The organism is Exiguobacterium sp. OS-77 (assembly GCF_000414195.2).
Lineage (GTDB): Bacteria > Bacillota > Bacilli > Exiguobacteriales > Exiguobacteriaceae > Exiguobacterium_A > Exiguobacterium_A indicum.
Genome location: NZ_DF239008.1, coordinates 1,380,998 through 1,401,798 on the forward strand (window position 1 = coordinate 1,380,998; position 20,801 = coordinate 1,401,798).

22 protein-coding genes and 1 tRNA gene are annotated in these 20,801 nt (G+C 46.8%); 15 read left to right on the plus strand and 8 right to left on the minus strand.

Annotation, left to right across the window (positions count from 1 at the left end):
* Positions 1–26 precede the first annotated feature (26 nt).
* The 14 genes from EXG77_RS06750 (at position 27) to EXG77_RS06815 (ending at position 13,814) form a co-directional block, all read left to right on the plus strand.
* The gene (locus EXG77_RS06750) at positions 27–551 is read left to right on the plus strand and encodes a TraR/DksA C4-type zinc finger protein (protein ID WP_023468557.1); all 525 of its coding nucleotides are present in this window, start codon (positions 27–29) and stop codon (positions 549–551) included.
* Positions 552–747: 196 nt separating this feature from the next.
* Positions 748–2,268, plus strand: a complete 1,521-nt coding sequence (adh, locus tag EXG77_RS06755) for an aldehyde dehydrogenase (RefSeq protein ID WP_035396981.1) — start codon at positions 748–750, stop codon at positions 2,266–2,268.
* A 22-nt stretch (positions 2,269–2,290) separates the two neighbouring features.
* The gene (locus EXG77_RS06760) at positions 2,291–2,653 is read left to right on the plus strand and encodes a DUF779 domain-containing protein (RefSeq protein ID WP_023468555.1); all 363 of its coding nucleotides are present in this window, start codon (positions 2,291–2,293) and stop codon (positions 2,651–2,653) included.
* Positions 2,654–2,837: 184 nt separating this feature from the next.
* A complete protein-coding gene (locus tag EXG77_RS06765; RefSeq protein ID WP_035396983.1) occupies positions 2,838–3,848 on the plus strand; it encodes a S66 peptidase family protein in 1,011 nt (336 codons plus the stop codon).
* Positions 3,849–3,863: 15 nt separating this feature from the next.
* Positions 3,864–4,205, plus strand: a complete 342-nt coding sequence (locus EXG77_RS06770; RefSeq protein ID WP_023468553.1) for a hypothetical protein — start codon at positions 3,864–3,866, stop codon at positions 4,203–4,205.
* Positions 4,206–4,226: 21 nt separating this feature from the next.
* Positions 4,227–5,159, plus strand: a complete 933-nt coding sequence (locus EXG77_RS06775) for an alpha/beta hydrolase (RefSeq protein WP_035396985.1) — start codon at positions 4,227–4,229, stop codon at positions 5,157–5,159.
* Between the two features lie 42 nt (positions 5,160–5,201).
* Positions 5,202–5,285: transfer RNA gene (locus EXG77_RS06780), tRNA-Leu, on the plus strand.
* Between the two features lie 201 nt (positions 5,286–5,486).
* Complete coding sequence (locus tag EXG77_RS06785) at positions 5,487–6,254, plus strand: transporter substrate-binding domain-containing protein (RefSeq protein WP_023468551.1); 768 nt, start codon at positions 5,487–5,489, stop codon at positions 6,252–6,254.
* A gap of 31 nt (positions 6,255–6,285) precedes the next feature.
* A complete protein-coding gene (locus tag EXG77_RS06790) occupies positions 6,286–6,930 on the plus strand; it encodes an amino acid ABC transporter permease (RefSeq protein ID WP_023468550.1) in 645 nt (214 codons plus the stop codon).
* A complete protein-coding gene (locus EXG77_RS06795) occupies positions 6,927–7,655 on the plus strand; it encodes an amino acid ABC transporter ATP-binding protein (RefSeq protein ID WP_023468549.1) in 729 nt (242 codons plus the stop codon). The genes EXG77_RS06790 and EXG77_RS06795 overlap by 4 nt, the downstream gene beginning before the upstream one ends.
* A gap of 312 nt (positions 7,656–7,967) precedes the next feature.
* On the plus strand, positions 7,968–10,808 hold the full coding sequence (locus EXG77_RS06800; RefSeq protein WP_035396987.1) for a 2-oxoglutarate dehydrogenase E1 component: 2,841 nt from the start codon (positions 7,968–7,970) through the stop codon (positions 10,806–10,808).
* Positions 10,809–10,843: 35 nt separating this feature from the next.
* A complete protein-coding gene (gene odhB / locus EXG77_RS06805; RefSeq protein ID WP_035396989.1) occupies positions 10,844–12,100 on the plus strand; it encodes a 2-oxoglutarate dehydrogenase complex dihydrolipoyllysine-residue succinyltransferase in 1,257 nt (418 codons plus the stop codon).
* A 157-nt stretch (positions 12,101–12,257) separates the two neighbouring features.
* On the plus strand, positions 12,258–13,154 hold the full coding sequence (locus EXG77_RS06810; protein ID WP_023468546.1) for a glycerophosphodiester phosphodiesterase: 897 nt from the start codon (positions 12,258–12,260) through the stop codon (positions 13,152–13,154).
* Positions 13,155–13,370: 216 nt separating this feature from the next.
* On the plus strand, positions 13,371–13,814 hold the full coding sequence (locus EXG77_RS06815; protein ID WP_023468545.1) for an Rrf2 family transcriptional regulator: 444 nt from the start codon (positions 13,371–13,373) through the stop codon (positions 13,812–13,814).
* 53 nt (positions 13,815–13,867) lie between these two features.
* On the opposite strand, the gene mnhG is transcribed toward EXG77_RS06815, so the two are convergent.
* From mnhG to EXG77_RS06850, 7 genes are read right to left on the minus strand one after another with little or no spacing between them, the layout of a single operon-like run.
* Positions 13,868–14,242 carry a monovalent cation/H(+) antiporter subunit G gene (mnhG, locus tag EXG77_RS06820; protein WP_023468544.1) on the minus strand — a complete coding sequence of 125 codons (375 nt, stop codon included), beginning with the start codon at positions 14,240–14,242 and terminating at the stop codon, positions 13,868–13,870.
* Positions 14,226–14,462, minus strand: coding sequence for a Na(+)/H(+) antiporter subunit F1 (locus EXG77_RS06825; protein ID WP_369792086.1), 237 nt, complete (start codon positions 14,460–14,462; stop codon positions 14,226–14,228). The genes mnhG and EXG77_RS06825 overlap by 17 nt, the downstream gene beginning before the upstream one ends.
* Positions 14,463–14,509: 47 nt before the next feature.
* The gene (locus tag EXG77_RS06830; RefSeq protein WP_023468542.1) at positions 14,510–14,986 is read right to left on the minus strand and encodes a Na+/H+ antiporter subunit E; all 477 of its coding nucleotides are present in this window, start codon (positions 14,984–14,986) and stop codon (positions 14,510–14,512) included.
* A 3-nt stretch (positions 14,987–14,989) separates the two neighbouring features.
* Entirely contained in the window at positions 14,990–16,477 is a 1,488-nt protein-coding gene (locus EXG77_RS06835) for a Na+/H+ antiporter subunit D (protein ID WP_035396991.1), read from the minus strand.
* Positions 16,470–16,811 (minus strand): Na(+)/H(+) antiporter subunit C, encoded by a 342-nt coding sequence (locus tag EXG77_RS06840; RefSeq protein ID WP_023468540.1) that lies wholly within the window; start codon positions 16,809–16,811, stop codon positions 16,470–16,472. The genes EXG77_RS06835 and EXG77_RS06840 overlap by 8 nt, the downstream gene beginning before the upstream one ends.
* A gap of 1 nt (position 16,812) precedes the next feature.
* On the minus strand, positions 16,813–17,253 hold the full coding sequence (locus tag EXG77_RS06845; protein WP_023468539.1) for a Na(+)/H(+) antiporter subunit B: 441 nt from the start codon (positions 17,251–17,253) through the stop codon (positions 16,813–16,815).
* Positions 17,250–19,655, minus strand: coding sequence for a Na+/H+ antiporter subunit A (locus EXG77_RS06850; RefSeq protein WP_035396993.1), 2,406 nt, complete (start codon positions 19,653–19,655; stop codon positions 17,250–17,252). Before EXG77_RS06850 ends, EXG77_RS06845 begins: the two co-directional genes overlap by 4 nt.
* A gap of 357 nt (positions 19,656–20,012) precedes the next feature.
* On the opposite strand from EXG77_RS06850, the gene EXG77_RS06855 reads away from it, so the two are divergent.
* Positions 20,013–20,264 (plus strand): hypothetical protein, encoded by a 252-nt coding sequence (locus EXG77_RS06855; protein ID WP_023468537.1) that lies wholly within the window; start codon positions 20,013–20,015, stop codon positions 20,262–20,264.
* Between the two features lie 40 nt (positions 20,265–20,304).
* On the opposite strand, the gene EXG77_RS06860 is transcribed toward EXG77_RS06855, so the two are convergent.
* Positions 20,305–20,598: a hypothetical protein gene (locus tag EXG77_RS06860; RefSeq protein ID WP_023468536.1), complete on the minus strand. Its 294-nt coding sequence runs from the start codon at positions 20,596–20,598 to the stop codon at positions 20,305–20,307.
* Between the last annotated feature and the right edge of the window lie 203 nt (positions 20,599–20,801).

Consider the following 20,801-nt stretch of genomic DNA (forward strand, 5'->3'; position numbering starts at 1 on the left):
TTCTAACGAAGGGGAGTCGAACAATCATGTTATCTAAACAACAGACGGAAGAATTCAAGCAACGATTATTAAAGGAAAAAGAAAAGACGACATCAAACATCGAACAACGCGATACCGATTACGATGAAGGTGAATTGTCGAGTTACGATAATCATCCTGCCGATTCCGGCGATGAATTGTTCTTGCGGGAACGCGATCAAGCGATCACAGACATGCAAGAGGATATGCTCTCTGATGTGGATCGTGCCCTAAAAGCGATCGAGGACGGAACGTATGGCATTTGTAAGGTCTGTGGAAAAGAGATTGAGATTGAACGTCTTGATATCATTCCGGAAACGCTATTATGTATCGAGCATGCAAAAGAAGAAGCAGAACAAAACGAGAACGATCCGAATTCGCGACCAAGTGAAGAAGATGTACTGGATCCATCTGTTACAGCCCGCGGGAAAGACATCGACGGTGATACGGATGGATTCTCGAAAGTAAGTGATTTCGGTAGTTCCGACACACCGTCTGACCAAGAAGACGGAATTGACCCGACACGGTCTTGACCGGCAAAACATCTCCCGAAAATGGAGATGTTTTTTTCTCGAAAAAAATCACAGATATTTACCGGAATTTTTTGACTTTTCATATAATTTTGGTACGATGGTATCGAGGGGGCTGTTTTAGCCTATATTAAAATGTAAGCGCATACAAGCATCCGTCTCACTGCTTGACCATTTTAGTTGAGGGAGGAAATAACGCATGATTTATGACATTCCGAACAAGCAAGGGTCAAAAGTACAGTACAAGGAACGGTATGAAAATTATATCAATGGAAAGTGGACGGCACCTGTCGGGGGAGAATATTTTGATAATGTCACACCTGTCACTGGTAAAGTATTGTGCCAAGTCGCTCGTTCCGGTAAGGAAGACATCGAACTGGCTCTTGATGCAGCACACTCGGCAAAAGAAGCATGGGGGAAAACGTCTGTAACGGAACGCTCAAACATTTTAAATAAAATCGCGAATCGGATGGAAGAAAACCTTGAGATGCTCGCTTATGCAGAGACGCTTGAGAACGGGAAAGCGGTTCGTGAGACACTCAACGCCGATCTACCGCTCGCAATCGATCACTTCCGTTATTTCGCCGGCGTCATCCGTGCCCAAGAAGGTTCGGTCGGCGAACTCGATCAAGACACGGTAGCGTATCACTTCCATGAGCCACTTGGCGTCGTTGGTCAAATCATTCCGTGGAACTTCCCGCTCCTGATGGCTGTCTGGAAGCTGGCACCGGCTCTTGCAGCAGGAAACTGTGTCGTCTTAAAACCAGCAGAACAAACACCAGCGAGCATCATGGTGCTCATGGAACTTGTCGAGGATCTATTGCCACCTGGTGTCGTGAATATCGTCAATGGATTTGGTCTCGAGGCAGGAAAACCGCTCGCTTCAAGCAAACGAATCGCAAAAATCGCCTTTACGGGAGAGACGACGACAGGACGTTTGATCATGCAGTACGCATCACAAAACTTGATTCCGGTCACACTCGAACTCGGTGGGAAATCACCGAACATCTTCTTTGAGGATATCATGCAGGCAGACGATGCTTTCTTTGATAAAGCAATCGAAGGATTACTGATGTTCGCGTTGAACCAAGGAGAAGTCTGTACGTGTCCGTCGCGTGCCTTGATTCAAGAATCGATTTACGAACCGTTCATGGAACGTGTTCTAGAGCGCGTTAAAGCCATCAAGATCGGAAATCCTCTTGATTCGGACGTCATGATGGGTGCTCAAGCTTCGAACGAACAGATGGAGAAAATTCTTTCATATCTTGAAATCGGTAAGTCGGAAGGCGCAGAATGTCTCATCGGTGGGGAACGCAACATGCTTGAAGGGGATCTCGCAGAAGGATATTACATCCAACCAACGATCTTCAAAGGACACAATAAGATGCGAATCTTCCAAGAGGAAATTTTCGGACCGGTCTTGTCAGTTACGACATTCAAGACGGAAGAAGAAGCGCTCGAAATTGCGAATGATACGTTATATGGTCTTGGTGCCGGCGTCTGGACACGTGATATGAACCGTGCTTATCGGTTTGGGCGTGCGATCGAAGCAGGACGCGTCTGGACGAACTGTTATCACCAATATCCAGCACACGCGGCGTTTGGTGGTTACAAAATGTCAGGGATCGGACGTGAAAACCATAAGATGATGCTCAACCATTACCAACGGACGAAAAACCTACTCGTTAGCTACAACCCGAATAAACTCGGTTTCTTCTAAGTCGGAAAGGACGTGGATGCAAATGGTGGAACGTGTTCAGGCGACAGCAGCTTGTCTAGAGTTAATCGACCAGTTGAGAGAAAAACACGGTCCGTTGATGTTTCATCAATCTGGTGGTTGTTGCGATGGCAGTTCCCCGATGTGTTTTGCGCAGGGTGATCTATTCCTGGGAGATCAGGATAAAAAACTGGGAGAGATCGGTGGTTGTCCGTTTTATATTCATGAAGATCAATATGAGTACTGGAAACATACGCAACTCATCATTGATGTCGTGGATGGTCGAGGCGGAATGTTCTCTCTTGAAGGTGTCGAAGGGAAACGTTTTTTGACACGCTCCCGTGCGTTCACGCAAGAGGAATACGCTGAACTATCAGCATCAAGCTAAGGAATCAAACACGGTTTCGTCGAGGTGACTTGTTCATTCAGGTCGCTCGTACGGAATCGTGTTTTTTGTTCGTATCACGACGTTCGAACAGGATAAAAGTTGGTAATGCGGCATAAGAACGGTATAATGAACTCATATTTTGACGAGAAGATAGTTTCACACTATGACATTATAGGGGGTCACCATGAAATATCCATTTTTAGGTTGGACAGGTCAAACGATCGGAGTGACGGCGCCCTCCTCCGGATTACGTGAACAGCAACAGGAATGGGTCGAACGAGCAGTTGAACAGGTACAAGCACGACAAATGAACGTCCGTTTAGGCGAAACGATTTGGTCGCATCAACATGCTGAGAGTGCACCGGCTAAACAACGGGCCGAAGAATTGAACCGCATGATGACGGATGAGACGATTGATGCCGTCATCCCGCCATTTGGCGGGGAACGCGCCATTGATCTTTTACCTGAGTTGACGCTAGCTACTTACCAAACAAAATGGTTGCTTGGCTATTCCGATATCAGTACGCTATTGCTCAGTCTGACGCTTCAGACGGGAATTGCAACAGCACATGGTCCGAATTTCGTTGAGCTTCGAAGTGAAGAATGGGACGAGACGACAAGTGCCTGGCGACGAGTACTTGCGACGCCAACTGGAGGAACCGTTACACAGTGGGCTTCCGATCGTTATCAATCCGAGTGGACTGATGAAGAACGTCCAGCAGGTTCGTTATTTCAGCTAACGGAAGCGACGGAATGGAAAGCACTTGATGAGCGAACAGAAGTGACCGGACGTATACTTGGTGGGTGCCTAGAGACGATTCGCCATTTGATTGGGACACCGTATGGAGATGTGCAGCGTTTCCAGCGTGAAGAGATCAACGGAGAACCGATCCTCTGGTACTTTGAGGTGTCTGAAGCGAATTCGGCAGAGGTGCACCGGACGCTGCGACAAATGGCGTATGCTGGCTGGTTCAACCATGCGGCTGGCTTTTTATTCGGGCGCACGTCTGCAAGGATTACAGAAGACCTGACATGGCTAAACGTGTATCAATATCTAGCGGATGAGACAGGCTTACCAGTCTTATACGATCTTGACATCGGTCATCAGCCGCCGCAGGTGACGTTAATCAATGGAGCGACGGGTACGGTTCGTATTCAAGGAAAAGATTCACGAATCGATCTGACGTTCAACTAAAAAGGAGAGCACGCAATGGCACGTCGTAAGTTTCAAGCATTAGGCGTTTATAAACGCGTCCATATCAATCCGGAGACACGTCGGATGACGTTACCGGAACCATTTTACGATGCACTTCGTCTAGAAGATGAATTGCTGATTGCACAAGTCGGAGATGTTCTCGTCATGCGACGTCCGGGGGAGGTCGTCGAGACAGAAACAGATTTATTGAGCGAACTCGTAGAAGATGGATTCACGGGTACAGAGCTCGTCCAAGAATTTGCCTACCGGCGTCAGCAACAAGAACAGCGATTACGTCAACAAGTCTTGCAGGATGAAGAGGATGACCATGCTGCTCAACTGAAGATCGAGTTATAACGGAAAGAAGGAGTGGGGCAGATGCGTCGCAGAACAAAAATTGGAATCGGAGTCATCGGATCCGGATTAGTAGCAGCGAGTTATTATTTTTACGAGATGGCAATCGCTACGAATCCAAAGCCATTCTTATCGAATAATCGAGATCTAAGTGACGAGATGATCCGATTGATGCAACCTGGTCAGACATGGATCAAGGAGCAACCGCTTGAGCGGATCGAGATTGAAGCGAAAGACGGTTTAACGTTACGCGGGCATTTTCTTCCGTCACCTGTTCCGTCAGATCGGATCGTCATTCTCGTGCACGGGTACGGAGGCGTCGGAACGGATTTAGCCGGATTCGCCTATCTGTACCATCAGGCCGGTTTCCATGTCATGATGCCCGATAATCGTGGACACGGAATGAGTGACGGTCACTACATCGGATTCGGATGGCATGATCGGGAAGATTGTCTCAGTTGGTCGAACTATCTGATTGAACGGATCGGACAGGAGGCGAAACTATTCCTGCATGGCGTATCGATGGGAGGGGCGACCGTATTGATGACGAGTGGCGAACAACTCCCACCACAAATCAAAGGAATCATTTCTGATTGTGCCTATACGTCCGTTAATGCAGTCCTTGCGTATCAGATGAAGCGGATGTACCGTCTACCACACTTTCCGTTCTTAGGCATGACGAGCGTATTGACGAAGCTAAAGGCTGGTTATACGTTCCGTGAAGCATCTGCGCTGAAACAGGTCAAAAAGGCACAAGTACCGATTTTGTTCATCCATGGTGGGGCGGATACATTCGTACCGACAGACATGGTGTATGAGCTGTATGAAGCTTGTCCAACGGAAAAAGAGCTCGTCGTCATTCCAAATGCCGCTCATGCGATGGCCTATTTTGAGGATCCAGCATTGTATGATGATGTCGTCGAGAAGTTCGTTCGCAACATCTTGCGAAATGATTGACAACTCCGTTCTTTACCCGCTATATTAATATCATAAATCAACGTCGTCGTGGCGGAACTGGTAGACGCGCTAGACTCAGAATCTAGTGGTGGCAACACCGTGGAGGTTCAAGTCCTCTCGGCGGCATAAATGATTGAAGGAGGCAATCCCAGCAGGGGGTTGCCCTTTTTTTATTGCTGAATAGAAAACGATTACAACGAATAAAAATTCAGAAATATTTATCTTTTTAGAATTTTTCTGGTAAAATACGTTTTAAAGAGGGTACTCTTCAGGGAAAGTACTAAGTGAAGTAGACAATCTTTAACACATAGGAGAGGGGAAACAAACATGAAAAAAGGGAGTATCTTGCTAGCGCTCTTGATGAGCTGTGTTCTCGTACTTGGTGCATGTAGCATCGGTTCGAAAGAAGAAGAGTCGTCTGAAGGAAAGACTTATAAGGTCGGCATTGACGTCACGTATCCACCATTCGAATATAAAGACGGGGATACGTACAAAGGAATCGACATCGATCTCATGAAAGCAATCGCGAAGGATCAGAACTTCAAGATTCAATTTGAAGCGATGGACTTTAGCGGCATCATTCCGGCACTTCAAGCAAATCAATTGGACGTTGCCATTGCCGGTATGAGTATTACGCCAGAACGGAAGAAAGTCGTCACATTCTCGGATCCATACTTCAAAGCTGGTCTTATTCTAGTCGTCAAAGAAGATGAGAATGGTATTAAATCTGTCAACGATTTAAAAGGGAAAAAAGTAGCCGTCAAAAAGGGAACGACGGGTGCGAAATATGCAACGGATAACGCAGATAAACTGGGCTTTACAGTCACACAGTTCAATGACAGTCCAGCGATGTTCCAAGAAGTGAAGAATGGTAACGCTGCTGCTTTGATTGAAGATTATCCTGTCATCTCATATGCAAACAAACAACAAAACCTTGGATTAAAACTTGTCGGAGACCGTCTCAACGGGGACAACTACGGAATCGCTGTCTTAAAAGGTGAGAACGAGGATCTGATGAAGAAAATCAACAAAGGGCTTGCGAATCTGAAAGAAAACGGTGAATACGATAAAATCGTTGACACGTATCTGAAATAAGTCGCAAGGCGATAAGGGAGTGGGATAGCCAATGGAAGTGGTCAAAACCGCATTTCCATTTTTCTTGGAAGGGCTTCAAGTCACATTGTATATTTTCATCATCGCGGTCATCGTCGGCTTTCTGATTGGCTTAGTCGTCGCATTGATGCGGTTATCACCATCAAAAATCTTAAACGGGATCGCAATTGTCTATATTGATGTCATTCGCGGAACGCCGTTCATCGTTCAGTTATTCTTCATCTATTTTGGACTCAATTCGCTCGAATGGTTATCGATGGACCGGATGTATGCAGGGATACTGACGGTCGCAATCAATGCCGGTGCTTATTTTGCGGAGATCATTCGAGCTGGTATCCAGTCGATTGATAAAGGACAAACAGAAGCTGCGCGTTCACTCGGGATGACAGGGCGTCAAACGATGGTACAGATCATCTTACCGCAAGCATTCCGACGGATGTTACCAACGATTACGAACCAATCGATCATCAGCTTAAAAGATACATCGTTGCTGTCGATCATCGGAATCGCTGACTTGACGCAACAAGGTCAGGTTCAGCAATCGACGACGTTCGAACCATTTATCGTCTGGTCTGTCGTCGGATTGATGTACTTCGTCATCATTTATCTCTTGTCCTTAGTGGCGAAGTTCTTGGAACGGAGGTTTACATTACGATGAGTATCATTGAAGTGAAGAACTTAAAAAAATCCTTCGGTTCGAATGAAGTCTTAAAAGACATCAACGTCTCGATTGCAGAAAAAGAAGTCGTTTGTGTCATCGGTCCGTCGGGATCTGGGAAAAGTACGTTTTTACGCTGTTTGAATCGATTGGAAGAGATCACGGGTGGTACGGTCATCGTCGATGATTTCGACATTACGAGTCCAAAGGTCGATATCAACAAGGTCCGGGAAGAAGTCGGGATGGTCTTTCAACATTTTAATCTCTTCCCACATAAGACCGTGCTAGAAAACGTCACGCTCGCACCGATTAAAGTGCGTAAATCGGATAAAGAACAGGCGAAACAGCGGGCACTTGAACTACTCGATAAAGTCGGATTACGTGAAAAAGCGGATAATTATCCAGGTGAATTATCTGGAGGTCAAAAACAGCGGGTCGCTATTGCCCGCGCGCTTGCGATGAATCCGAAAATCATGTTGTTTGATGAGCCAACGTCAGCGCTTGACCCGGAAATGGTCGGTGACGTGCTTGCCGTCATGAAACAGCTTGCCCTTGAAGGCATGACGATGGTCGTCGTGACCCATGAGATGGGATTTGCTCGAGAGGTTGGAGATCGCGTCTTATTCATGGATGGTGGCTATATCGTCGAAGAGAACGTGCCACAAGCATTGTTTGATTCTCCACAACACGAACGGACGCAATCGTTCCTTAGTAAAGTCTTATGATGGAACCGGCGTATCTAAATGCGGATACGCCGGTTTTTTGACGAATCATAAATAACTGGCTAAGCGCTCATAAGAAAAACTTATACATTTAAGCGCAAGAATTTGGGAATTCGAAATGCACACACAGGAAAAGAGTAGTAATATAGTAACGAAGGCACTTTCATGGAAGAATGACACGATCATTCCTTCTCATGACGTTCAGCGTTTTATTCATGCAATTCCTTTTGAAAGCGCTAACAGGTAGAGGGCTGGAAACACATCGAGTATCCACTGGATGTGTGGGGAGAAATATAGAAACGGGGGGAACCGTACATGGCAAGCCACGAGCAAGATCAACAAGCATTCTATGGACCAAACCTTGGCTACATCATTGAATTGTACGAGCGTTTTTTAGAAGACAAAACATCCGTTGATGAGGAGACACGTGCTTATTTCGAAGAGCATGGTGCACCCGTGACGGAACCAGTTGTACCGATGCAAGTCGAGACAGGAGATTTCGAAAAATATCTTGCGGCGAATCGTTTAGCGGAACAAATTCGTGCAAAAGGACATCTTGCGGCGGATATCTATCCGCTGAAGGACCATCCGCGAGAAACAGGATTATTCGAATTGAGTCAGTACGGATTGACAGAAGCAGATCTTCGAAAAATGCCAGTCTCACTCGTCTGTCCTGAACCACCAACTGGTGTACAGGACGCATTTGAAGGCATCGAACATTTAAAAGCGCAGTACACGGGAGCAGCCGCAGTTGAGTTCCAGCATGTCGACGATCTCGATGAAAAGAAATGGCTCCGTCAGAAAATCGAGCAAGGTGCTTTGACAGCGGCGCTAGATGCTGAACAAAAGAAACAGTTGTTCAAACGCTTAGCTGAAACGGACCTCTTCGAAAAATACTTGCACAAAACATACGTCGGTCAAAAACGCTTCTCGATTGAAGGACTTGACGCGATGGTGCCATTGCTCGACACAATCGTCGGACACCTCATCTCGAACGGGTCGGAGACGATCAATATCGGAATGGCACACCGTGGACGGTTGAACGTTTTGGCGCACGTACTCGGGAAGCCGTATGAAATGATCTTTGCTGAGTTCCAGCATGCACCAAACCACGACCTCGTACCATCTGAAGGCTCGATTGGGATCACGTACGGTTGGACGGGCGACGTGAAGTATCACCTCGGTTTAAACCGAAAACTTGAGCAAGAGACACGTAACGTGCGGATGACGCTTGCGAACAATCCGTCGCACCTTGAGTTCGTCGACCCAGTCGTCGAAGGCTTCACACGTGCGGCACAAGATGATCGCTCACAAAAAGGAGCACCACGCCAAGAGCAAGCGGCTGCTGCTGCGATCCTGATCCACGGTGATGCAGCGTTCCCAGGTCAAGGAATCGTGGCTGAAACATTGAACTTAGCGAATCTCAAAGGATATAACACCGGCGGAACGATTCATATCATCGCGAACAACACGATCGGCTTCACGACGGAGCCGACGGACTCCCGTTCGACGCGTTACTCGAGTGATCTTGCCAAAGGATATGAGATTCCAGTCTTCCACGTCAATGCGGATGAGCCGGAAAGCTGTCTCGCTGTCGCGTTGCTCGCGAGCGAGTACCGGGCAACGTTTAAGAAGGATGTCATGATTGATTTGATCGGATATCGTCGTTTTGGTCATAACGAAATGGATGAACCGATGAATACGAACCCGGTCTTATACGATTTGATTCATAAACATGATCCAATTCGTGTCTTGTACGGGAAAACACTTGTCGCGAACGGGGATGCGACAGCTGACGAAATTCAATCGATTGAAACATCGATCAATGACCAGATGAAAGCAGCTCGTGAAAAAGTACCAAACGTCGAGAAAGAGTATGGTGGGGTCATGCCGGACGTCGTCTTTAAAGGCGTTCCGACCATCGAGACAGGGGTCTCGATTGAAACATTGACGGCGTACAATGAAGAATTATTACAGTGGCCGGACGGCTTCCAAGTGTTCCATAAACTTGAGAAGGTCCTGAAGCGCCGGACGGATGCGTTCTCAACGAAGAACGGAATTGACTGGGGACATGCCGAAACATTGGCGTTCGCTTCGATTCTCTCAGATGGAACACCCATCCGCTTGAGCGGTCAAGATTCTGAACGGGGAACGTTCGCACAACGGAACATTAATCTTCATGATGTGAAAACAGGAGAAGGCTTCTCGCCACTCCATGCCTTGTCAACGGCAACTGCATCATTCTCGGTCTACAACAGTCCGTTGTCTGAAGCAGGTGTACTTGGTTTTGAATACGGTTATAACGTCTTCGCTCCGGAAACACTTGTATTATGGGAAGCGCAATATGGGGACTTTGCGAACTCAGGTCAAGTCATCTTCGACCAGTTCATCTCAGCTAGCCGAGCAAAATGGGGACAAACGTCAGGTCTCGTCATGTTGCTTCCGCATGGTTATGAGGGGCAAGGACCAGAACACTCGAGTGGTCGTTTAGAACGTTTCTTGACGTTATCGGGTGAGAAAAACTGGACGGTCGCGAACGTGTCAAGTGCTGCCCAGTACTTCCACCTGTTGCGCCGACAAGCAGCGATTCTCGGGAAAGAGGAAGTCCGACCGCTCGTCGTCATGACGCCGAAGAGTCTCTTGCGTCATCCGCTTGCGACATCCGATGTCTCTGAGTTGACGGAAGGTAGTTTCCAACGTGTCATCGAACAAGCTGGACTTGGCGAAGCACCAGATCGTGTTAAACGTCTTGTGTTCTGTTCTGGTAAGATGGCAATCGATCTAGCAGAAGCCGTTTCAAAATCAGATGAGAATCTCGATTGGCTACAAATCGTCCGGGTCGAGGAGTTGTATCCGTTCCCGGCGAAAGCCTTACAAGAAGTCATCGCGCGCTATGAAGCCGTCGAAGAGATGGTTTGGGTACAAGAAGAACCGAAAAACATGGGGGCTTGGTCCTTCATGGAACCTCGACTTGAGACAGTCGCACCGAACGGCATCCAAACCGTCCGTTACATCGGTCGTCGTCGTCGTTCTAGTACAGCAGAAGGTGACCCGTCAGGTCATAAAGTAGAGCAGGCACGTATCATCAATGATGCACTCACAGCGACTGTTTCTACTCCAACAGCACCATCACACGTATCAAATCACACATCATAACTTAAGATAGAATCGAGTCATAGGGGGAGAATACGATGGAAATCAAAGTACCAGAACTTGCCGAATCAATTACTGAAGGAACGGTGGCGTCTTGGTTAAAACAACCAGGTGATCACGTGGAAAAAGGGGAAGCCATCGTTGAGCTCGAGACAGATAAAGTCAACATCGAAGTACCGTCAGATGAAGCAGGTACGTTGACGGAAGTGATGGCTGCTGAAGGAGATACAGTTCGCGTCGGGGAAACGATTGCTGTCATCTCTGCTGGTGGCGAGGCTCCAAAACCGGCTGCGGCAGAACCAGTACAAGAAACGCCAAAAGAGACACCAAAAGCAGAAGAAAAAGCGGAACAACCGGTGGCTGCAGCAGCGACTGAAAGTACATCTGTTGCGGATCGTCCGATTGCTTCACCTGCTGCCCGTAAACTGGCTCGTGAAAAAGGAATCGATTTAGCACAAGTGGCGACGCAAGATCCACTTGGTCGCATCCGCGTCCAAGACGTCGCGACGTTTGAAGTAGCACCACGTGAGCAAGCAAAACCGGCTCCTACGAAACCCGCTACACCGGCACCAGCACCTTCAGCCGCTCCTGGGAAACCGGAAGAGCGAATCAAGATGTCACGCCGTCGTAAGACGATTGCGAACCGACTCGTTGAAGTTCAACAAACGGCAGCGATGTTGACGACATTCAATGAGATCGATATGTCAGCGGTCATGGCACTACGTAAACGTCGCCAAGAGAAATTTGTGAAGGAAAACGAAGTCAAGCTCGGATTCATGTCATTCTTTACAAAAGCAGCAGTCGCAGCACTGAAGAAGATGCCATACTTGAATGCTGAGATTCAAGGGGATGAAATCGTCCTGAAGAAATTCTACGATATCGGGATTGCGGTCTCAGCACCGGACGGTCTCGTCGTTCCTGTCGTACGTGATGCGGACAAGAAGAACTTCGCTGAGATTGAAAAAGATATCATTCAACTCGCTGTCAAAGCGCGTGACAACAAACTCGGTCTATCTGACTTGACGGGTGGTACGTTCACGATCACGAATGGTGGTACGTTCGGTTCACTCATGTCGACACCGATCTTAAACGGTCCACAAGTCGCGATTCTAGGGATGCATGCAATCAACTTGCGTCCTGTCGCGATTGATGCTGAACGGATGGAAAACCGTCCGATGATGTATGTCGCACTCTCCTACGACCACCGAATCGTTGATGGAAAAGAAGCCGTTACGTTCCTGAAGCACATCAAAGATTTGCTTGAAGATCCAGAGTCATTGATTTTCGAAGCGTAAGTTTCAAGAAGACCCGTTTGATCGAACGGGTCTTTTTCTATGTCGTAATAACACTTTGTCATCAAATCACGAAATGACATTTACATTTTCTCTATATCAGCTTCATACATACGACTTAGGATAGGTATTGTAAGAATATTTCAAGGGGGAATCAATTATGTTGAAACAATTTGGGTTAACGATGGCTGCAGGCGCGATATTAAGTACAGGTTTTCCGACAGAAGATGTCGGTGCACAATCAAAAGGAAAATCATTGCTCGATCCAAATCGAATCATCAACGTCGCTCACCGCGGAGCTTCAGGGTATGCACCAGAGCATACGATGCCAGCTTATGAAATGGGACATAAGAAATTTAAAGCAGATTACATCGAGATTGACTTACAGATGACAAAAGATGGTCAATTGATTGCGATGCACGATGAAACGGTTGATCGGACTACAGATGGGACGGGTGCTGTCAAAGACAAGACACTTGAAGAAATCAAGAAGCTTGATGCAGGAAGCTGGTTCAATGAAGTAAACCCTTCACTTGCTCGAAAAGAGTACGCTGGATTAAAAGTGCCGACACTTGAAGAAATTTTCTCGACATATGGAAAGCATGCGAACTATTATATTGAAACAAAATCGCCAGAGGTTTATCCAGGTATGGAAGAGAAGTTATTGAATACCTTAAAAGCTTATGGTTTATCGAGTGATCGTGTAAAACCGGGTCAAGTCTTAATTCAATCGTTCAGTGAAGCAAGCCTTCAAAAAGTCAAAGCCATGGATCCGAATGTACCGCTTATTCAGTTGATGGAAGCGAACGAAGTCAAGGCATTGACGGATGATCGATTGACTGCAATCCGTCAGTATGCAGTCGGTGTCGGTCCTTCCTTCAAAGCGTTGACACGTGAGAACGTCTCAGCGATTCGCGCGCATGATTTATTACTTCACCCGTATACTGTCAATGAAAAAGCGGATATGGTACGTATGCTTGATTATGGTGTTACAGGTGTCTTTACGAACTATGCCGACCGTTTCAATGATGTCGTGAAAGGGCTGTACAAAAAATAAAGTAAAAACGAAACAGTACTATTTCTTCTTTCGAACAGGAAAGGAGGAATAGTTTTTTGTTTTTAAAACTCGTATTTTAAATCCAATATTTCATTCCATACGTAAACCCTATAGAGGTTTATCAGAATTTCGAATCATGAGACAAAACAATGTAGTCAGTTTCGTATTTCATGGTACGATAACAGTGCAGTTTTGGGAAGGAATGGAGTGAGGATCGTGAGAATTACACAGTATACGGATTATGGACTACGTGTGTTGATGTATCTCGGGGTGCACCGGGATGTTATCACACCAATGCCGCAGATTGCCAAGCATTATGGCATCTCATCCAACCATTTAATGAAGGTAACACAACAATTAGCGAAACTTGGCTATGTCGAATCAACAAGAGGTCGGTCAGGCGGACTCCGTTTGATTCGTGAGCCAAAAGACATCAACATCGGGAAAGTCGTTCGGGAGATGGAACCGATGGATATCGTCGAGTGTTTTGGAAGCAACGGTCATTGTGTCATCGAACCAGGATGCCGTCTAAAAGGTGTGCTCGGACGAGCGCTTCGAGCTTTTATCCGGGAACTGGAACAGCATACATTAGAAGAATTGCTAGATAATCGTGATGAGTTGGCACTCTTGTTTGCTGCCTCATCTTTACAGCGTTCCTAATCAAAAAACCCTCGTTTCCGTGAATGGAAGCGAGGGTTTTGTCATAGCGATACTTATACGTCATCTTGGCGTTTCTTTGGTTCCACATGTTCTTTATTCTGGGACAAGTCGTCACGAACAGACGATTTCCACAACGGAACATTGCTGTAATATGCAGCACGAGCGATCAGATGTCCTCCAATCGGTGCTGTGATGAGCACGAACAGGATGCCGAGAACGACACGAGAGGAGAAGAATCCATCTTCAGTGACGAAATAGATGATGACGCCGATTAAAATCGACATGACACCTAATGTCGCGCTTTTAGATGCAGCGTGAGCACGCGTATAGACATCCGGTAAGCGGATCAGACCAAGCGCGGTGACGAGACTAAATCCCATACCGAGCAAGGCGAAGACCGCGACGATCAATTCATTGGTTGCGATCACGTTCGATGATCTCTCCTTTCTCGATATATTTTGAAAAGGCAACTGTACCGATGAAGGCGAGTATACCAATCAACAGGATGACTTCGAGGTAGTCGCTCGTCCGTAAGATGATCGAGACAAGTCCAACGATTGAAATCAAGCTGATACCAATTGAATCAAGCGCGATGACACGATCCGCAATACTTGGTCCTTTGATGACCCGGTAAAACAGACCAAGCATCGAGAGAAAGACACCCCCGAGTGCGATATAGATTAAAATATCGAACATCACCGACTCACCTCCAGAATGGCTTTCTCAAAACTATCGCGAATCGAAGCGACCGCTTCATCGACCTCTGGCATGTGGAGTGCATGAATGTAGAGTGTCTTATTATCATCCGAGATATCAACGACAAGCGTTCCCGGTGTCAGCGTGATCAGCATTGACAGCAACGTGATTTGCCACGGTTGATCGAGTTCGGTCTCATAGGCGAAAATACCAGGTTGAATATCTAACTTCGGCTTTAAAATGATTTTCAAGACATCGATGTTCGCGACGACAAGCTCGTAGAGAAAGCGGAAAAACAATAGGACGAGTGCGACGACAGGTCCGAGATAAAAGCGACCTTTGAAGCCGCGACGGAAAGCGAACATCGCAATCAGCCCTAGCGCGTAACCGATGACGAAACCGGAGGCCGAGAAATTGTTTGAGAGAAACATCCACAAGAATGCAAGAAATAAGTTGAGCAAGACTTGAAATGCCATGAATTAACGACCTCCTTTTAGTACGGCATCGATATAGAGCGTTGGATTCGTCAACGGTTCGACGGCTTGTTGAATCAGTGGACGCATCGCCTCAGCACCTACTCCATAGAGAACGCTGAGCGCAACTAAGACAATCGTAGGAACTAGCAGCTTGGGAACAAGCGCTTGTTTATCACCCGAGTAGGTCTTCGGTGTTCCCCAAAAGGCACGCATGAACAATTGAACGACGGAATACAAGACGAGCAGACTTGATAGTAAGACGATGATCGGTCCAATCAACTCACCAGCTTCAATACCACCACGAACAATCAGGAATTTCCCAATGAACCCGCTGAGCGGTGGAATCCCGGCAAGTGATAACGCCGCGATGAAGAACGTCCAACCTAGTACAGGATAGGTTTTGATCATCCCTCCCATATTTTTCAGTTTACTCGAGCCGGCAATTCCGACCATGATCCCTACGAGAAGGAATAAAGCGGCTTTGATCAACATATCATGAAGAAGGTAGAAAATCGCACCTTCTAGTGCTTGCGGTGTCATGAGGGAAACCCCGTACAAGATGACCCCGACTGCGACGATGATGTTGTAGATGATGATTTGCTTCGCATCCCGTGTCGCAAGCGCACCGATCACCCCGATGATGATCGTACTGAGAGCAAGGATACTTAAGATTTGATGAATCGTTCCAATCTCATTTGAGAAGAACAAACTATACGTCCGTAAAATCCCGTAGACCCCGACCTTCGTCAGCAAGGCACCGAACAGAGCAAGAACAGGCGTCGGCGGTACTTGATAAGAACCAGGTAACCAGAAGTAGAGCGGGAAGATCGCACCTTTTAATCCGAAGACGATCAGGAATAACAAGGCGATGACGTTTAGGATTGCCGGCTGTCCGACCTCTGAAATCTTTTGACTGATATCCGCCATGCTGAGTGATCCGATGATTCCGTACAAGAAGGCCACCGTCATGACGAATAATGCGGACGAGATGACGTTGATCAAAAGATACTTCAGCGATTCTCGTAATTGTGCCGGTTTCCCGCCGAGAACGATCAAGACATAAGACGAAATCAGGAAGACTTCGAAGAAGACGAACATGTTAAAGATATCACCTGTCGTAAAGGCACCATTGACACCAACGAGCAGGAATTGAACGGCGATGAAATAGTAGTATCGTTGATAGGAAACGCTCAAGTAGACAATGGCATACCAGATGATACAAAGAACAAGAATGCTCGTCGTCGTGACGAGTAAAGCGGATAGCATGTCAGAGACGAGTGTGATACCAAAAGGTGCTGGCCAGCTACCGAGTGTGACTGTTAAGATGCCGTTCGACCGGACAGTCAGCACAAGATAGATGGAGACACAGACAGTCAAAATCGTCGAAAAGAGGGAAACGATTCGTTGTCCTTTGAGGTGTCTCGGGAAAAACATCAAGATGACACCCGTCAACAAAGGGATGATGATTGGTAGTAGCGGTAAGTTAATCATTCGAATCGGTTCCTTTCATCTCTTCGATATTATCGGTTCCGAGTTCTTGATAGGCACGATAAGCGAGTACCAAGAAAAAGGCAGTGACACCAAAGCTGATGACGATGGCGGTCAAGACGAGTGCTTGCGGTAGTGGATCCGTATAGGAAGTCACGCCGTCCTTTAAGACCGGAGCCGCGCCTCGTTTTAATCCACCCATCGTCATGACGAGTAGATGGGCAGCGTGGCTGAGCAACCCTGTTCCGATGATAATGCGAAGAATACTTTTCGAAAGAATGAGATAAATGGCACACATCGTCAGGATGCCTGCGGCGATCGCCATGATGATTTCCATATTAATCACTCTCCCCAATCGTTTGAATAATCGTCATCGTCACACCGACTACAACAAGATAAACACCAAGATCAAACAACATCGCCGTATGAAGTGATGTCTTACCGAATAACGGTAGGTTGAAATAGTCATGTGCATGTGTGAAGAACGGGACGTTAAAGACAAGCGCTCCTGAAGCCGTCAGTACGGCAATCAACATGCCAAGAGCCGTGATCCATTTGTAGTCGAATGGCAAAATCCGGCGTAACGTCTTGATGTCGTAAGCAAGTAAGATCAAGACAAGAGCAGACGCCGTCACAAGACCACCAATGAAACCGCCACCTGGCGTATAGTGTCCAGCAAAGAACAAGTAGACAGCAAACAGGAAGATGATGAACGTGATAAAGGAAGTCGCGGACTCTAAGATGACGTCATTCGTATGTTTTTTTGTCTGCTTTTTCATTTATCCATCCCTCCTGTTCGTCTGAATTTAATCATCGTGTAAATTCCGATTCCGGCAAGTGCGAGAACGGCAATCTCAAACAACGTATCGAAGCCACGGAAGTCGACGAGAATGACGTTGACCATATTACCGCCAGCGGCAAGATCAGCGACATTATCGATGTAATATTTGGCGATTGAAGTAAACGATCGTTGGCTGAGAGAAGCAAGTGCGACGAGTGTCACCGTCAGTCCGACGAGTGCCGAAATCAAGGCGTTGCCGAGCTTGAACGGAATGCGCTCTTCTTTCCGGCTGATTTCCGGTAAACGATAGAAAACGAGCAGGAACAGAGCGACCGATACTGTCTCGATGACGAGTTGCGTCAAGGCAAGGTCTGGCGCTCGGAACAAGACGAAGAACAGAGCGACCGTATAACCTGTCACACCGAGCAAGATGATCGATGTCAGTCGTGAACGCGCAAAGGTGATCGAGAGGGCACTCGAAACGAGAACGAGTGCAAGGATGATCTCATACGCGTCAATCGAGCTGATTGGATCAACCGCGAAGCGGAAGGCATCAAACCCGTATAATGCCGTCAAGATCAAGATGACGATGAATCCGAAGATGTAGACGAGATACGACCGCATGTATCCGGTCATGACCGTATCATGGATCTTTGTCGATGTCTGTTCACCACGACGTAACAAGGCGTCATATTGATGATTCAAGGAGACGGCACGTGGCATCCGGTTGTAAAGCGATTGCCAACGTGGGAGTGTTTTATACAAGATTACGCCAGCACTGATGATCACGAGTGTCAGGAATAATTCAGTATTGAATCCATGCCACATTGAAATATGCACATCAATCTTGCCACCCGCATCAACGACTTGCGGTAAGATCGCTTCGACTGCCGGTCGAATCAACGTATCCGATAATATATTCGGGAAGAGTCCGATGATGACGACGAGCGAGACGAGGACGAGAGGTGGAATCAACATGCCAATCGGTGCCTCGTGTGGTGTTTTCGGTAACTTGTCGTCTTGACGCTTACCGAAGAACGTTCTGCGGACGATCAAGATGCTATAGACGAATGTAAAGATACTTCCGACGACGGCGAGTACAGGAATAATCCAACCGTAAGACGGTAAGTGGAACAAGTCAGATCCTGAAACTTCAAGTACACCTGTCAAGAACATCTCTTTACTTAAGAAACCATTGAATGGTGGAATCCCCGCCATCGAAAGGGTCCCGATCATCGCAATCGTCATCGAAATCGGCATGAGTTGCGCAAGACCACCGAGCTTCCGAATGTCGCGAGTACCAGTCTCGTGATCGACGATTCCCGCCATCATGAAGAGACTGCCTTTAAACGTCGCGTGGTTGATCAGGTGGAAGATCGCAGCGACTGTCGCAATCGTATATAATCCGTCATCTAACGCGTCGACGTGCAAGGCGGCTGCTCCGAGTCCGAGCAAGGACATGATCAATCCAAGCTGAGAAATCGTCGAGTAAGCAAGGATTCCTTTCAAATCATGTTGTTTCACCGCATTGAGTGAACCCCAGAATAAGGTGAATATTCCGACAGATGAGACGAGATAGAACCAGAGCGACTCATCCGCAAAAATCGGACTGAAACGAGCGACAAGATACAACCCTGCCTTGACCATCGTTGCCGAGTGCAAGTAGGCGCTGACAGGGGTCGGTGCTTCCATCGCATCCGGTAACCAGATGTGGAACGGAAATTGAGCCGATTTCGTGAAGGCAGCTAGCAAGAATAAAACGAGGGCGACCGAAAAGAAGGGTTCACCTTGAATCGATTCAAGCGACGCATAGGTCTCACGAATACTTAACGATCCACTGAGTGTTGAGAGAATCGCGATTCCCCCAAGCATCGCTAGTCCACCGAAGACGGTGATCAGCATCGATTTTTGAGCGCCGTAACGAGAACGTTCCCGCTCGTACCAATAGGCGATCAATAAGAACGACGAAATCGACGTTAATTCCCAGAACAGATAGAGGACGATCATGTTATCTGACAGCACGACGCCAAGCATGGCGGTCATGAACATCAACAGATAAACATAAAATGTTCCGAGTGATTCTTTTTTCGCATCTAAATAAAAAATCGAATAAAGAACGACGAGTGAGCCGATTCCTGTGATCAATAGTGCGAACAATAAGCCGAGTCCGTCGAGATACGTGACGAAATCGATACCGAGCGATGGTATCCACGGCATGCGTGCCGTAAAGGTCTCACCTGACATCGTACCAGCGAGAAAGCGGCTGAAATACGAAACGAGCAGTACAGGTACGACAAGTACAAACCAACCGGTATGAATGTTCGGAAGGCGTTTCGCTAGAAGCGGAATGAAAAGACTGATCAATATGGGCAGTAAAATAGCCCCGTGCATCACGGACACGAAATTCCCTCCTTTGTGACATCGACGACCAAAAATGAAAAAGGGACGCGAACGCAAGCTGTTGAAGCTCGGAACTGTCCAGTAGAAGACACGATTCATTTTGTTCGTCGAAGATGTTTCTGAATCAAGTATAGCGTACTTTTTTCCTTCTTGCATGACGTGAAGCGTTGAAGCATAAGGGATAGAGCCATTTTCTCTCTTGATTATTAAATATGTAGGAACACGGCAGAAATAGGCTGAAATTTTTTTTGATTTTTTTCAAATAACACGTTGATCCATGAGAAGAATGATTCAAATTCAAGTAACTCGGGTACATCTACCTAGAGCACAACTAATGACCTTAGAGGGGGAACTTTCATGCGAGCAACATTCAAGACAGGTGTCATTTTAGGTGGTTTAGCGGCGATTGCGACAATCGCCTATCAACAATACCAACAACGAAAAACGACTTCAGACGATATTGACCATCGTCCAAGTGTCGACGCGAAACGCGATCCGGCTGAAGTCGGACTGACACAACTTGATTCCATTCATCGGGCAGATTGGCAAGCGAATGGATTCCCACAAACGCACGCAGAACTCGAACGCCTCGAGCGAGAAGAAAATTAAAAAAACACGTCTCTCGAATGAGAGGCGTGTTTTATAGTCATTAAGCACTTGTTGTGACTAGGGCACGTGTCCGTTCACTGTGTGCAGTATAAGAAGAAAGATGTTCGAATTGATAAAGCGTTAAGGTCGCTGTGCGACGTTGACCGGTACTCGATTCTAGCATTAAATAAGCTTCATTGAAGTCTGTTCCACCACCATCATAGCGGATGTGTGCCGTAATCGTTCGTCCATCTGTTGTCTGCATATAAATATCGTATCCTCCGAAATCAACGCGCTTAAAGCTAGTTGCCTCGCTTACGATGTGTTTGAATGTTTCAATTAAAGAATATGTCATCGTTCGTTCCTCCTTTTATTTCTTCAAAGCAAAATAAGTTATAATCGACTCCGAATATTACTATTCCCATTAAATTCAAGAAATAAACATCATAAATGAATCTTTTTTAGTTCTTGTTATGAAACGCGTTTCATACTTTATGATGAATACAGACGGTGCGTGACCGATTCTGGGCGTTAACCGATACAGAAACTATAATCAAA

Bases quoted from the DNA above. Each gene is read 5' to 3' on its own strand.
- EXG77_RS06750 (WP_023468557.1), top strand. From the start codon at position 27: ATGTTATCTAAACAACAGACGGAAGAATTCAAGCAACGATTATTAAAG.
- adh (WP_035396981.1), top strand. From the start codon at position 748: ATGATTTATGACATTCCGAACAAGCAAGGGTCAAAAGTACAGTACAAG.
- EXG77_RS06760 (WP_023468555.1), top strand. From the start codon at position 2,291: ATGGTGGAACGTGTTCAGGCGACAGCAGCTTGTCTAGAGTTAATCGAC.
- EXG77_RS06765 (WP_035396983.1), top strand. From the start codon at position 2,838: ATGAAATATCCATTTTTAGGTTGGACAGGTCAAACGATCGGAGTGACG.
- EXG77_RS06770 (WP_023468553.1), top strand. From the start codon at position 3,864: ATGGCACGTCGTAAGTTTCAAGCATTAGGCGTTTATAAACGCGTCCAT.
- EXG77_RS06775 (WP_035396985.1), top strand. From the start codon at position 4,227: ATGCGTCGCAGAACAAAAATTGGAATCGGAGTCATCGGATCCGGATTA.
- EXG77_RS06785 (WP_023468551.1), top strand. From the start codon at position 5,487: ATGAAAAAAGGGAGTATCTTGCTAGCGCTCTTGATGAGCTGTGTTCTC.
- EXG77_RS06790 (WP_023468550.1), top strand. From the start codon at position 6,286: ATGGAAGTGGTCAAAACCGCATTTCCATTTTTCTTGGAAGGGCTTCAA.
- EXG77_RS06795 (WP_023468549.1), top strand. From the start codon at position 6,927: ATGAGTATCATTGAAGTGAAGAACTTAAAAAAATCCTTCGGTTCGAAT.
- EXG77_RS06800 (WP_035396987.1), top strand. From the start codon at position 7,968: ATGGCAAGCCACGAGCAAGATCAACAAGCATTCTATGGACCAAACCTT.
- odhB (WP_035396989.1), top strand. From the start codon at position 10,844: ATGGAAATCAAAGTACCAGAACTTGCCGAATCAATTACTGAAGGAACG.
- EXG77_RS06810 (WP_023468546.1), top strand. From the start codon at position 12,258: ATGTTGAAACAATTTGGGTTAACGATGGCTGCAGGCGCGATATTAAGT.
- EXG77_RS06825 (WP_369792086.1), bottom strand. From the start codon at position 14,462: ATGCTTGGTCTGTTTTACCGGGTCATCAAAGGACCAAGTATTGCGGAT.
- EXG77_RS06830 (WP_023468542.1), bottom strand. From the start codon at position 14,986: ATGGCATTTCAAGTCTTGCTCAACTTATTTCTTGCATTCTTGTGGATG.
- EXG77_RS06835 (WP_035396991.1), bottom strand. From the start codon at position 16,477: ATGATTAACTTACCGCTACTACCAATCATCATCCCTTTGTTGACGGGT.
- EXG77_RS06840 (WP_023468540.1), bottom strand. From the start codon at position 16,811: ATGGAAATCATCATGGCGATCGCCGCAGGCATCCTGACGATGTGTGCC.
- EXG77_RS06845 (WP_023468539.1), bottom strand. From the start codon at position 17,253: ATGAAAAAGCAGACAAAAAAACATACGAATGACGTCATCTTAGAGTCC.
- EXG77_RS06855 (WP_023468537.1), top strand. From the start codon at position 20,013: ATGCGAGCAACATTCAAGACAGGTGTCATTTTAGGTGGTTTAGCGGCG.
- EXG77_RS06860 (WP_023468536.1), bottom strand. From the start codon at position 20,598: ATGACATATTCTTTAATTGAAACATTCAAACACATCGTAAGCGAGGCA.